Below are 14180 nucleotides of genomic sequence, written 5' to 3'. Positions count from 1 at the left end.
GTTCCGGCAATTCAACCTCTGTGGAGCGTTTCTGAATGAACTGAATCCGGTCGGCATAGCCATTGGCAACGGCCAGCTCGCGAGCTACCTGGATCGCGTCGTCAGGCTCAATGGCGTAGACCTTCCGCGCGCCCATCTGGCAGGCTAGAAACGCAAAGATGCCTGTGCCTGTGCCGATGTCAACCACAACACTGCCCGGGTTGACGGCCCGGCGCAGCGCCTCGCAGTAGGGCTCCATCCGTCCCTTGTCGGCAATCATTGTCCCGTATGCAGCAATGCTATACATAGATGTCTGCCATCCAGGGTATTCACATGCATAAATCGTCGAGGAACATTCAGCGGCCCGGCAGGCAGTAAGCTCTCTGCTCGTGACGTTCAGATCATCCTGCCGGCACTGATCAGGGCGATGCACACGGGCGAACAGTGAGGGCTACTCTCGTAACCACCTTCAGGTCTCGCCGCGGCTTCGCAGATCGTCAAGGATCACTTGACACAAGGTTGGGATGCGGTTGATGTCTCGATAGCCGGTGATTTGCCGCACTGGCACGTGATTCAATAACCGACTCAACACATCGAACTGTCGCGCCCGTTTCGCCTTGTTTTGGTCATAAGCGACATAAGTGGCAGCCACTAATGTGCTCAGGCCAACGTGGCCTCGAAGTGGTTCAATCCGAGGTCCCGTTGACTCTCGTCGGCGTGGCACCAGCACGTAAATGGCCGCCAGCGGCAACGGATGCGGTTGAAACCGATGGCCATTCTTGGTCAGGTCAAGAAAACGCTTGTCCCACGTCGGTGTCAGTGGCGGCAAAGCATCTTCTCGGCCATAGAGCGCCTTGACCGAGTCCGACCAGAGCCGCACGCGAGGATAGCCGGGTTGCACCAACAAGCCGTCGGCCGTGTCAACCAAAACCACAACATCGTCGGTCAGCACCGGGAAGCCGCGCTCAGCCATGGCTGCCGCAAGCGTTGATTTTCCGGCCTCCGCCGGCCCAAGAAATGCAACGGCACGACCGTTAACCGAGACCGCGCTCCCATGTAGCGGCGGAACCCCGCGCAGGTTCAACGCGAAAGCAAACACGCCGCCAAGTAGATAGACGGCCGTATCCTCCAGCGTTGAAGTTTCAGGCCAGGTTGCCCAAATCCTCGTGCCATCTCGACTGATGATAAACTCCGTGCCATCGCTATAGCTGAAGCGAAAGTCATCGGTTTGCAGATACCGTCGTACGACCAACACCGGTTCGCCTGCTTCATCACGATACGGGGTGACATGGTAGACCTGCTGCGGCGAATCTATTGGCTCAACCGGCCAAGGGGGTTCGGCGCTTAACCATACCCACGTGTCAACAGCGGCATCGCTCCAATCTTGCAGCGCTCCTGGAATGGGTAAATTGGACTCCACATGAAGCCCATAAACCAAGCTCCGGTAGCGGGCTCTCCCACTCACAGCGGGCGACGGAGATATCTGCTGGAAACTTTGCTCAGCTTGGTCGTGAGACATTTTGCCTTGTTTCATGCGTTGATTCAGACAGACTGGGTACCACGATTACAAGCTGATGGGTTTGTAGGAGGCCTGCCCAGCGCGCGACCGTCGCGCCCTAAAGAGCCGCCCTACTGCCACCCATCAACTATCAGGTGTTGCGACCCAGACTCCCTCTCTAGTCTGTTTTGTTGTTTGGCATCATGCCACCATCCTTGTTCGCTCCGGCGGGTGTGCCTTTTGTAAGTTGACCGAATGTACCATAGGTTAACAGTTTCGGACTACCGTAGGACTTTTTCGTAAGCTTCTCTTGTGCTTGCATCATGTGTCCTCCCGTTTTGAATTTGTTGAAATTGAGCCTTTGTTGAATGGACCTGCTGTAACCAATAGTTCAGCGTGCGTGGCCGTAGGTTGAGGCTATAATGAACGTGATCAACCCCGCACGGTCCAGCAACGATAGGCAGTTTACTCAAATCCACATACTTCGACAGTTCAGGAACATCCTCAAAGTGATTGAGCCATTGCATATCCTCACGTTGAAGTAGTGCTATGGTTGGGTCGCTGGCCAAAGGCGTCTTGGGACGAAGGCGTACACATTCGGGTAATCGTCCCTTTCCGAGGAGACGAAGCAACGCTTTATCAATGCACCACGGCACGGGCGGAATCGCCAAAACATAATTGACCAAGCGAACGTCAAAATAAGGCAGCCGAGTTTCCAGAGGAAAACCGTGAACACCGGGATCATACGATTCAAAATCATTCACCCACGTTGGGTAGAGCAAATAACGGGCAGCATCAGGATGCGTTGGATGCCGCACGTCTGGCCCTCGATTGACTTGTTCCCACCGCGCTCGAAGGTTCAACTGCTCGGCCAGCGATGGGTTCAACCACTCAGGAAACGGGGGATGATCAGGAGGTGGCGCTACTGCCAGGAATCGTTTGAGTGCTGACCTGAACCCAAGCGGCGGCAGTTTTCTGTATGACCAGACATAACGACTGACATCAGCCAGCAGCCGGCCCCACCGTAGCTTTTTGACAAGATCAACAAAATACGAGCGAGTCCGGGCCAGCAGCGCATCGCCACCATCGCCTCCTAGTACGACCCGGGCATGCGGGGCCACCTGGTTGTATTCGTCTACGAACATAGCCTCAAACAGGTTATAGTTCGGTTCAGGCCGCTGCACCGCTGGGTCGTCCCAACGGTCATACGGCTTGTAGTCGTTCAATATCACAAAGTGGATCGGAATGCCGAGACTATCAGCCATAATTCTGGCGTAGTCGCGGTCCCCATCAGGAAGCGACCAATCGAGGAAAACCGTATAGGCGCGCAGATCAAATGGGGCGGACTGCTCAGATAAAATTTCCTTGGCCATGGCCGCGACCGAGGTTGAATCAAGACCCCCGCTCATCCAAATGCCAACGTGAGTGGTTCGCAACCGATCGGCAACCGCTGCGCGAAGCAATTCGCCAAAATGAGCGACATAATCATCGGCGCGCTTATAACGGATAGAACCGTCAGTCGGTAATGACCAGTAGCGAACCTGGCGAAGCTGGCCGTCTGACCACGTTAAAACGTGAGCCGGCGGCAACCGCCGAATATCGGCAAATGAGGTGGTCTCCAAATCTTGATTTCCACCAAACATAAGAAAATCAGCAATGGCCAGATCGTTCAACCGGTCTGATACATCGGGGTGCAATCTGACACAATTGAGGGTATTGCTGAACACCAAGCAATTGGGCAGATGGGCATAGTAAAACGGCTTCAAGCCAAAATGGTCGCGGGCACAGAATAATCGCCGTCGGTGTCCGTCCCAAATGGCGAAGGCGAAATCGCCGAGCAAATGGTTGACACACGCTTCGCCCCACACGTGGTAGGCGTGCAAGATCAATTCCACATCGGTGGCTGTGTGACGAACATCTCGACCATGAGCTGCTAGCGCTTGAATCAGATCAGCGCGGCCATCCACCCGTGCATCGGCAGTGATCCACACCTGGCCATCCAGACTGCACGGTTGCTGTTCGTATTCCGACTCAAACGTTGTGCGCAGCAGCGTATGGCCAAAACCGACATGCCCGTCACTCCAAACGGCTTGCGCATCAGGCCCGCGGTACGTCATGAACTCAGTCATGCGCCGCAGTAACTGACGATCAACCGGCGCACCGTCCAACATGACAATACCAACAATGCCGCTCATAGAGAGATCACCTCACGTGGCGCGATGGCCGACTCGAACGCAGCAAACCGCCGGTGCGCATCGCTTCCACCATTAACGATAATGCCTCCACATTCCACCCAGGCATGCGCTTCTAGCAACCCGCCCTCTTTGCGCACACCGATGCGCAGCGCACTGGCAATGCCCTGCCGACGCAGCAACCACCACAGCGTCAGCGATTGCGGCAGACAGGTCACATTCAAAGGCACTCGCCGCCGCGCCGCACGCATGATCCAGGCGGTGCGCCGTATCCGGTGAATCACGCTGCCTGCATCGCTAGTCGGAAGCTCATCCAATTTGTCTGAATCAGGAGTCAAAAGCTCACACAGCGGCGCGAACCGTGCTAACACCGCCTGCCAGCGAGCGAAACCTACGATGCGCAACGCCATGACCGTCAACGGCAGCAGCAACAACGCCTGCACGAACAACCAACGTTCGAGCCAAGACAACTGTAGGAATTTGTTCAAGCTCTTCATCACAGCATCACAACCTCTAGGAATTTGCCCAGAATTACGCATCGCGGATTTCAATCAACCCTTGCTCCACCAGCTTTTCGATCAATTCATTCAGGTCTTGCCGTAATCGCTCTGGTTCCACGTCGTATTGCGTCAACAGCATCTGATATGCCGCTTCGACCGATTCGGACGTGGTCAACGCGCGCCACATATCGGTTCCCACCTCATCCAGTCCGAAATAAGACTCCGTGTTCAGATTTAAGAGGACAGATTCACCCTGTAGCTCACGCGCTAGTACACCCTCTGGAACGATCACTTTCATTTTCCATCTACCTCCACATCCAAATAGCCTCGTTAAAACACGACCCACTGGCAGGCCGACAAGAACAGCCCTTGGCCATTTTCAACATCCATTTCGTCATAGCCTCCGCTCAAACGAACGTTCTCAATCATACGCCGCTTCCCTGACTGACCACCGCTGGAGCTGGAACAACGTCGGCCATGGCCAGATGAGCGTAGAGCATTTCAAACTCAGCAATCATTCGGTCTACAGTAAACCGACGTTGCACCGTCTGGCTGGCCTGGCGACCAAGCCGCTGCCTCTGTTTGGGATTTTCGAGCAATTGCATCACAGCGTGCGCCAACGACTGACTGTCACCGGCTGGCACCAGCAAGCCGTTCACGCCATGCTCAACGACTTCAGTGATACCGCCGACCATGGAAGCAACGATCGGCTTGCCGGCGAGCATAGATTCGAGTAAAGCTTGCGGCAGCTCATCCGACAAAGATGGCGAAACGATCACATCAGCCGCCTGAATGTAAGGCCATGGATCGTGGCAAAATCCTATGAAACGAAAATGATCGCCGCATCCACTCTGCGCGGCTAGCGCCGGCAGCGCGCCCCGACTCATATCAGCGCCGATGAATAGAAATACGGCGCGAGGAAACTTCTGAAGCACCACGGACGCCATCTCGATTACCAGATGATGCCCCTTAATGAAGCGGAGATTGCCGACCGAGGCGATGATCGGCGTCTCGGCTTCGATGCCTAACTGGGCTCTGACGGTCGCTCCGCCAGTATTGCATGCGCCATTGGACTCGTGTTCAATGCCGGTCGGAATGACTTTGACTTTGTCCGCTGGCACGGCCAACTGCCGAACACCATGCTGGGCGCGGGCTTGACAGTCTGCCCAGTAGACATCAACGCGCTGACCAGTTGCTAGATTGAGCCAGCGCCGCCACGTCGCATGAGGCAGGGCTGGGTTAGCCACAGCGGAAATCAGCGCCGGCTTGGACCGCGACCCGCGCACCCAACGACTCACCGCATCGGCCTTGAACCCAAACGCATGAATGATGTCCGGGTCGGTTTGCCGCAAGTGCCGCATCAGTCTTAGCAACACGCTCGGCTTCAACGGCCAATTCAGATCAAAAAGATAAACCCGATCAGTAAACTCCCGGCGCATCAACTCGACAAACGGCCCTTCGCGGTTCAGCAAACAAACTGACAGATCAAATTGCTCTGCATCCAGCCGCTGACACAGTTGATAGATCGTTTTTTCAAAGCCGCCCAGGTAGCGACTCGCGCTTATCACGCAGAGCTTGATGGGTTGCCGATGTCTTGATGCTATCCACATAGTCTGACGATACGTGATCAATGCTTACGTTGATGGCGGCGCCAACATTCTCAAGCCCGACCGAACCAAACCGGTCAACGAAATGTCTCTGCCAACACTGCGAACGGCCTGCCATAGCTGTGATGGCGTCCCATCAACAAACAACGCAGAAAACAAGTTACGCACATTTCCATGACGCTGGATCAATTGAGCGCGGCGGCTGAAATACCAGCGTGGGTCTCGCACCAACGCGCACAACCATCTTCGTTCTCGGACGAGGGCTGGAGCCATTTGTCGCGCCTTTATCGGCACGGGCGCACCCAACACTGCGTTGGCGCACTCCAAGGCTACCACCAGATTCCTCATCATGCCGCAGCGCGCGGCCAGCGCTTCCAGTTGATCCCAGTCCAGCTCCTCCTGATATGCACGCAGCGTCTCAGCAACATCCACCAGGACCTTCAACGAGTAAGCATTGGCATTGAGGTGATGCACCAGATGGAGCAGTGTCATCTCAGGCGATAGAATCATCACCGTCTCACCGCGCCAAGCATAGGCAACGCGATGGTTCCAGATCATCTCTTCGGGTAACCGATAAACGCGATCTTTGAGTTTCCAATGCAGCTCCAGTAAGACTTTCACTGCGCTTCGAGATTTGGTGAAAGCCAGATCATGCTTGGTGGGAGAGCGGCTCTCTTTCTCTGGGTCAGCGCTACGACAAGAGAATCCCTGCTGCGCTAACAGCGAAGTGACGCGAGGCAGGTCTTCGGAGCGCACCATCACGTCCAGATCACGGATCGGACGCAAGCTCATATCCCCGTAAACAGCCTCAGCCAACAAAATGCCTTTCAGCGGGATGAATGCAATACCTTCGCGCTTGAACAGCTTGATGAGCGCAAAAAGCTCTTCTGACAAAAGGGCGTTGCGAATCAGAGTGCGCTGCGTCAGTGCTCGCAGGTGAGACAACGTCTCAGGCGGCACAAGCGCAGCGGCTGCCCGCTTGAGATTCAGATACATGAGCGGCGTGAGCTCTTGCTCCTTAGCTTGCGCCACAAACGTCGGCCAGCAGAGAGGCTGCTCGACGGCGGCGCAAATGCGCTCTCGTAGCGCATCGTCCAGGCGCGTCCTGGCGCATAGCAGGATTAACCGCTCATGCGGCTGCAATGACATCGTGCCCACCTTCCTCGAAGAGACTGAGCAGCGGCGCCTGACGTCAGGCTTGCATTCTCCGCGTCAGTCATTTCCCTTGTCCTTGTTCTCGTATTTCACTTCTTCCAAACGGAACGCATCGAACCAGACCTTGCCCCTGATGAAGTCATAAAGCTGCTGAACCGGTCGGCGCAGAATGTGTAACCGGAGAACCTGTGTCCCTGCCGGCGTTGTGAACTGAATATGTTGATTGGTCCACTGCTGTGGATTACCGAGCGGCGCTGATTCCATGTTGAATCGCGTCGGCTCTTGCGCATCACTGAGCGCGATGAGCAGGCCGTTCACCTCCGGCAGTTTTTCCGTGCGATAGTAGAACTGGAGCCGGTACTGCGTTGATGGCTTCACCCACAGGTCTTGAGACACGCCATTGAAATTCACCTTTTGATGGCGGAGGAATTCGAGCCGCAGCGAGCGGCTTCCTTCAAACCGCTCGGATTGATCACGCACCACACTGACGTCTTGGGTGCTCGTGAGGCTCCACTCAAATGCGCCCAGAGAGGTCTCGTGCTCGAAGCCGCCATCCCACAAGGCCCACTCCGCTGATGAAGCATCGGCTTTTCCACCGACCTGCTTGCGCACAACCTCCTCCCAGACCTGACGCGCCAGCGACCACTGGCCAGCTCCGCGAAGTGTGCTCAGCAACCAGCGACTGGCCGTCATTCGCGCCGGGTCTGTCTCCTCAATCGCAGACCACACGGCCACGGCTGGCTGATACGCTTGCTGCGTCAGCAGGTATTGGCAAACGGATGCCCGCGCTTGACCGGACTTGAGCCGGCTACTGAACTGCACGACCGCGTCAGGTTGGCCGCCTGTGATCTGCCAAATCATCGAGCATATACTGCCGACGGCCCAGGGACGGATGTCGGCGGCGTATTGCAATTGATCGAACGAGCGCTCTATCGCCCCGTGCCGAAGCAGGAAATTCCCATACAACCAGCGCGGATAAAAGTAGCGCGGCGCTAGCTCCACGCCAGTCAAATAGGCGCGTTCAGCGCGCTCTGCATCGCCTTGCTGCTCGTAGCCGTAGCCCAGATTCAACCAGGCGCTCCACGTGAATGGTTCAAGGCGAACGGCCATTTCGTAGTGAGAGACGGCTTGCGCTGGATCGAACCGCCACGGATCAGACAAATACACAGCACCGAGCCGCCTGTGCACATCGGCTTGAACGGGATAAACGGCTAATGCAGCCTTGAGCCGTTCCGGATCACCCTCGACATAGGTCAGCCGAGCGCCGCGCACTTCGGCTGAGACATGCAGCAGCACGTAACCCAGCGCACAGCTCAACAGCAGCACGGCGCACCACCGCTTCCATCGCGGCGTCAGCTTAATAGATTGCACGTTGACCCACATCATCGAAACCGGCTGTTAGCCACCGCACCGACTCATCGGCGGAAAATCAGATAGACCGGCACGCCCACAACTGACTGCAAAAGAAATGCGCTCAACATGGTTGAGACAACCGTCTTGGCGCGGGAGACAGGCACAAAGACAATGTCATTGGCTTGTAGACGAATGTCTTTGCTGGCGTCCTTTTCGATAGCGTCCAAGTTGACCAGTTGCTCGGAAACGCTCGCCCCGTCAGGTCCAGGACGCACTAATCGGATTTCCTTCTTCCGCGAATCGGGTTTTGGGCCGCCGGCCAGCATCAGCGCCTGCGTCAGTGTTAAGGCGCCGCGCAGCTCGAAGGCCCCCGGTGTATGCACATTGCCGCCCACAAACACGCGGTCGGCTTCGGGAATGCTGATGACGTCGCCCGGATAAATGGGCCGATTGAATCGCTCCAGCGAAGCCAGCTCCACATGGCCGCGCAATAGGCCGCGTATATCCACAATTTCCAGCACTGATGTCAGCCTCACCTCAGGCTCGGCTGTTTGCTCTGGGTTGCTCTTCTGTTCATCAGGTGGTCGCATTTGGTCGCGAAGAATATAAGCGACGTTTCCGGCATTCTTGGAGAGTCCACCGGCAGCCACCAAGACATTGAGCAACCGGGTACCAACACGCACCGGCACTGGGCCTGCTCGGTTGACTTCGCCCAATACATAGGCGACATCCTGCTGCCCGTGCTTCACCTGTACGTCAACCTGCGGCTCCCAGAGAATCTCCTCAACCTGCTGACGGATGACATCAGCCAGTTGCCAAGCCGTTCGACCAGCCGCCAGAATCGGCTCGCGCAAAAACGGAATCCGAATGTAGCCCTTGGCCGACACTTGCATATCGCCGCTCATATCCGGTTCACGCAACACCCGCACACTGACCACGTCACCCGGTCGAATGATGTAATCATCCGGCGCATAAACCGGCTGCTCGGCAGTCTGTGTCGTCACCGGTTGGGCGCTTTCCTGTGACGTAGCTTGAGCCAAGCTCAGCGTCTGCACGTTCAACACAAGCAGTAAGACGACGCTCAACACACGCATGATAAATCACCTCGCAAAGTGGTCGTGGTCTGTCTTACACTGCGCAAAGCAACGCAAGACAGACCAGCAACAGCCGAGAGAATCCTTGAGAAGCTTCAGTTCACGTCCACCAGCGAGACGCTCTTGACCGGCGCCGGGATGATCGGCAGATTGGTTCGCACCCGCGTAGGTTCCGGCGCGTCGGCGTGTTTGCCGGGCCGCGGATTGATCGTCAACGCGGTTTCGATCACGGCATTCCCGACCAACGGAATCAGCTTGTCAAACGAAATCAAACTGATGTAGCGGTAGGTCCGGCCGCCATCTACGGACACAAAGCTGCGGCCATAGCCGGCCTTATCCAGATCAAACGGCAGATGCAAACCAAGGCCTGTTTCGGGAACTTCAAATCCGGCATAGATGTCGCCCGACTGAACCACGATATTGGCATCTCGCACCGAATAGCTATTGAGCGCGTTGAGCGCTTGGATGCGCACGCGACGCGTCAAGACTGGCCTGGCGGCGGCCGGGTTTCCCGTCCCTTGTGGGTCCACCAGGACGATCAGGTCCAATGACTCGTTGAGCACTTGCTGTCCTTCGATGTCAAACTGAACCAGACCGACCTCATCCAATCGCGCCGGATATTCAGTCGGCGTCAGTCGTTGCACAACGCGCATGCGGTTTGCGCCGACGTCAGCCGGCACCACCGGATTGGCGACCGTCGGCCCACGCACAGCATCCAACACCGTGCGGGTCGTCCCACGACGGGGACTGGTGAGCACCAGCCGATAACTGACCGGTTGCTGACTCCCCGTGCCTGTATTGGAGACAGTCACGTAATAGCGTGACGTCGCAGGAATGGTCAGTCGTCCTCCCTGAACTTCGCTCCGGCGGTCATCATAGGTGTAGTAAATTCGATTCGGCTCAATTTCCGGCCGTCCCGTTGGCGTTGACGCAACGTGAATGCTGACCAGTTGGTCCGAATAAATCTGGGCAGCAATGTCACCCAAGGTCCAATTGCTCAAGTTCGCCGTGCCATCAGGCCACTGAAGTTCAACCGAATACTCAAGCGAACCTCGCACGTCGATGGCAAACCAATCTTCGATCGGGTCGCGTGGCAGAATCTCTGTTGGCGGCGTGAATAGAGGATTGCCAAACGGCGTCTCTAATCGCAGCAACTCGCTCACGAGCGAACCGCCATCATTAGGACCGACACGTCCTTCGACAACGACGGTTTCTCCAGCAGCCAATCGGAGGAGTTGAGCTTGCGCCTTGTTGTTGTTGGGTTCGATCTCCGTCACCGTGGCTTGCGCCGATACCGTATTGACTGAATCAGCCGGTTGGCCAAGCAGCGGCAACAGCGCTAAACACAAACCGACGACTAGGGCAAATGTTCTCGTCTTCATACGTGTCTCCTCCTTCAACGCTAGAACTGGCACGAACCAGCAGCCGTCCCGCAAGCCGGGATATTGGTGACGGCCGAGATGCGGGCTGTGCCGCCTCTTGATAGGGCATCGTTTGTAAATGTCGTCCTAAAGCGGCCAGCCTCGTCTGCGGTTACCGTTTGGCGCAGAATCACTGGAGGTAACCCTTTTGTTGTTACCTGCACCGTGACCGACGCACCGGCAACCGCGATACCGTTACAAGCCACCGCGCCTGATACGATCAGCGTGTTGCCTGTCAACGTACAATTTGCCACAACAAACGGGCCGCGAACCGGCGTGATCGGTTCCGGCTCGCCAACGCCAGCCTGCAACGGCGTAGTCGTCCGCCCACCCGTGACAGGAGCCTTCGGAGCCACGGTCCTCACAACGCCATCGGCAGCCCTTACGGCCACTTCCTTGAGAAAGCTTTCTACCACTGAGCCGGCGCTGGACGTGGAAACAGTATACAGGTTATTTGGCTCTGAACGAACTGTCTGGTCAGGCGCTACTACCACGCTGGCTAACGGACTGCGCATGGTCACAGAGCCTTTACTGACTTCAGCAATGATCGTGTCCTTTTCGCGCACAAGCTTCACCAGAGATTCCGGCGCGATAGAGACAAGGCCACCGCCGCCGGTTAAATGGACGGCCGCCGCCGTTGCTCCCGTGCGAATTTCGCTACCGCTAAAGACTGTCGTCCCGCGCTCAGCAGCAACACCATTGATCAACACCGACTGGCTCTCACCGGCAAGAGCGCCAACCGGTTGCTTCTGCAATTTGGGAGGCGACTCAGCCCACGCGGCCCCCATCAAACACGAGCCTACCACTAACCAAATGAGTATGGTTGTGTTCATCTCTCTCTTCATAGTGTCCTCCTGAAACCTGTTGCAGCCCTCCTTACACTTTACTGAACTGCTGAATGTACATATTGATCCTGATAGATCGCGATGAGTTGTCGCGTATCAGTCAAGATCGCCTAAGCCCAATATTTGCCACCTTACTTTACTGCGCCACCACTATAACCCAACATGAACAAATTAAGCAACCACGAAGACAGCATGATCGAGCATCATGCTAAGCAGCTCGATCATCGCCGCCCGTTATTTCTTCACCAGCAGAACGCCTGTGGTAGTAGTAATAATAGCTGCCATAGTAGCCGTTGTGATGTCGGCGAGTATCCACGGCGTTGAGCACGACACCTAAAATCCTCGCGTTCACGCTATACAATGACTCCTTGATCCGCAACAGCCCGCGCCGTGAATTCCGTTCGGCCTTGGTGACAATGATCACACCGTCAACAATAGCGGCCAGCATCAGCGCATCGGAGACCAGGCCCAACGGCGGCGTGTCAATGATAATTTGATCGTACTTAGCCGTGAATGAATCGAGCAGGACACGCATTTTGCCCGAACTAAGCAGCTCGGAGGGATTTGGTGGTATCGGTCCTGCCGGCAACAAGTCTAAGCGCGAGACGCCACAGTCATGATAGATCGTGACCGGCTTCTCATCCGAAGCCAGCAATGTACTCAACCCATCAGCCGCATGGACGCCCAGCGATTTGGCGCAACTGGGATGGCGCATATCGGCATCCACCAGCAGCACGCGCTTGCCCGCCTGTGCCATCGCCAAGGCGACGTTGATAGCTGTGGTTGTCTTGCCTGCTTGGGCTTCATGACTGGTAACGACAATGGTACGGGGCGGGTGCGTCGCCGAGGAGAGCAACACACCTGTCCGCAATGTACGATAGGCCTCTGCAAACGCCGGGTTCTCTGCTTCGCCAGCTCTCAGGATCAATGGCCTGGCCTCACTGGGCGACTTACGCGGCAGCAGGGACCGCCCATTACTACTGATTGCTAACGGAATTAAACCCAAACTGGGCAACTTCAACATTGTTTCGACATCCTCTACGGTCTTCAAGCTGTCATCCAGCAAGTCCAACAACAGGGCTAATCCAACGGCCAGTACCAAGGCAATGATTCCACCCCGGAGGAACATGATGCTGTTAGACCCAGAGGGAGCCAATGGGATTTCGGCTCGATCAACAATGCGGATGTTGGTATTGGGTGTCAGCGATTTCATCAAATCGGTTCCACGCAACCGCTCCGAGAGTACCTGAAAGAGCTTTTCGTCAACTTCAGCTTCGCGTTTGAGCAAACTCAGTTGCAGGGCAGCGCGGTTTTGTTCAATGATCTCGGCTCGTTGTTTTTCAACCGCGTCGCGTAGCGCGCGCCACCGCCGGTCGGCGATTTCAAATTCGTTTCTGAGATTTTCCAGGATCGCTTCTTGCGAGAGCAGGCGATTTTTTTCGATCTGCTCGTTCAGTAGGGCCAGGCGACTTTTCAATCGCCGGATGGCCGGCGCGCCGTCTTTGTATGTGGCGCCCAGTTGCGCTAGTTCTGCTTCGACTCGCTTGCGCTCGTCTTCCAAGGCGGCCAGGCTATCGCCTTTAACTGACGAGGGCAACGCCTCAGCGCCCTCTTTGAGCGCCCGTTGGTAGAGAATCTCAGCGTTGAGTCGGGCCAGCTCTGCTTCGGCCAGTTGCTGTTTGACTTGACTGAATTGCTCCAACACAGGATTGGCTTCCGTGTCGCTGCCCATATAGAGCAGCTCAGTGCCCTGCTGGAATTTGAGCAGCTCTTCTCTGGATTTTTTCAGCTTGCTTTCGATTTGCGCCAATTGCTCTGTCAGCCATTCTTGGGCAAATTCCAACGCCTCGGTATTGGATTCACGGTTATAAGCAATGAATTCCTCAAACAGGGTATTCAGGATTTGAGCGGCCAAGCGGGGATTGGTCGAGCGGTAATGCAAGCGAATCACGCCCTGATTCCACGCCTGTTCGGCGTCAACACTCAGTTGAGCCAAAAACGTATTGATCAACAAGGACCGCTGCCGTTCACGCTCCTCGTGGGTCGAGCCCGGCGCAATGGCGAATTCCGGTTGTTCCCAAAGTTTTAATTTGTCAATCACACGGCTGGCCAGCATTCGGCTTTGCAAAATGTCTATTTGTAACTGCACAATGCCTTGCGTTTGATTGGTCGGGGTAAACTCGCCAAGCACCTGTTGCTGGACTGCTTCGACAGCAATGGTTCCGGTCGCCGTGTAAACCGGTGGCGTGCGGTATGCCTCAACAGCAAACCCGGCAAACACGAGAGCGAACACGCTCAACATTAACCAGCGCCGATTCCATAGCACGCGCCAATAGCGCCACCAAATGTCCCTCAAGCGTTGCTCACCAGGACCTGAAAATGGACTTAACGGCGAGAATTGACCGGCAGGGATATTGCTCTGATTGCCCAGACGCGCGATTTCGTTTCCCCCGATTGGAGCAAGTCCGCCAGCCTGATTTGAATGTTCGCTCACAGCATCCTCCTGACGCGCCCCCCTAGGAAAAGCGCTTACGTT

At 56.1% G+C, this 14180-nt stretch carries 12 protein-coding genes; all 12 read right to left on the bottom strand.

Annotated features, from left to right (window positions below):
• Positions 1–286 (bottom strand): 50S ribosomal protein L11 methyltransferase (locus NZ823_13260; GenBank protein MCS6806093.1); only part of this gene is annotated, 286 nt, incomplete at its 3' end.
• A gap of 162 nt (positions 287–448) precedes the next feature.
• A complete protein-coding gene (locus tag NZ823_13255) occupies positions 449–1513 on the bottom strand; it encodes a serine/threonine protein kinase (GenBank protein MCS6806092.1) in 1065 nt (354 codons plus the stop codon).
• 245 nt (positions 1514–1758) lie between these two features.
• The gene (locus NZ823_13250; protein ID MCS6806091.1) at positions 1759–3672 is read right to left on the bottom strand and encodes an asparagine synthase-related protein; all 1914 of its coding nucleotides are present in this window, start codon (positions 3670–3672) and stop codon (positions 1759–1761) included.
• Positions 3669–4166: a lasso peptide biosynthesis B2 protein gene (locus NZ823_13245; protein ID MCS6806090.1), complete on the bottom strand. Its 498-nt coding sequence runs from the start codon at positions 4164–4166 to the stop codon at positions 3669–3671. Before NZ823_13245 ends, NZ823_13250 begins: the two co-directional genes overlap by 4 nt.
• A gap of 34 nt (positions 4167–4200) precedes the next feature.
• Positions 4201–4467: a PqqD family protein gene (locus tag NZ823_13240; GenBank protein ID MCS6806089.1), complete on the bottom strand. Its 267-nt coding sequence runs from the start codon at positions 4465–4467 to the stop codon at positions 4201–4203.
• A gap of 127 nt (positions 4468–4594) precedes the next feature.
• The gene (locus tag NZ823_13235) at positions 4595–5737 is read right to left on the bottom strand and encodes a glycosyltransferase (GenBank protein MCS6806088.1); all 1143 of its coding nucleotides are present in this window, start codon (positions 5735–5737) and stop codon (positions 4595–4597) included.
• Positions 5738–5803: 66 nt separating this feature from the next.
• Entirely contained in the window at positions 5804–6925 is a 1122-nt protein-coding gene (locus tag NZ823_13230) for a nucleotidyltransferase family protein (GenBank protein MCS6806087.1), read from the bottom strand.
• Positions 6926–6988: 63 nt separating this feature from the next.
• A complete protein-coding gene (locus tag NZ823_13225) occupies positions 6989–8302 on the bottom strand; it encodes a hypothetical protein (GenBank protein MCS6806086.1) in 1314 nt (437 codons plus the stop codon).
• Between the two features lie 44 nt (positions 8303–8346).
• The gene (locus tag NZ823_13220) at positions 8347–9378 is read right to left on the bottom strand and encodes an SLBB domain-containing protein (protein MCS6806085.1); all 1032 of its coding nucleotides are present in this window, start codon (positions 9376–9378) and stop codon (positions 8347–8349) included.
• 95 nt (positions 9379–9473) lie between these two features.
• On the bottom strand, positions 9474–10760 hold the full coding sequence (locus NZ823_13215) for a hypothetical protein (GenBank protein ID MCS6806084.1): 1287 nt from the start codon (positions 10758–10760) through the stop codon (positions 9474–9476).
• Between the two features lie 20 nt (positions 10761–10780).
• The gene (locus tag NZ823_13210; GenBank protein MCS6806083.1) at positions 10781–11644 is read right to left on the bottom strand and encodes a hypothetical protein; all 864 of its coding nucleotides are present in this window, start codon (positions 11642–11644) and stop codon (positions 10781–10783) included.
• Between the two features lie 208 nt (positions 11645–11852).
• On the bottom strand, positions 11853–14138 hold the full coding sequence (locus tag NZ823_13205; GenBank protein MCS6806082.1) for a polysaccharide biosynthesis tyrosine autokinase: 2286 nt from the start codon (positions 14136–14138) through the stop codon (positions 11853–11855).
• Between the last annotated feature and the right edge of the window lie 42 nt (positions 14139–14180).

The organism is Blastocatellia bacterium (assembly GCA_025054955.1).
Classification (GTDB): domain Bacteria; phylum Acidobacteriota; class Blastocatellia; order HR10; family J050; genus JANWZE01.
The sequence above is the reverse complement of the archived record's forward strand: the minus strand, read 5'-3'. Positions and strand labels throughout refer to the sequence as shown.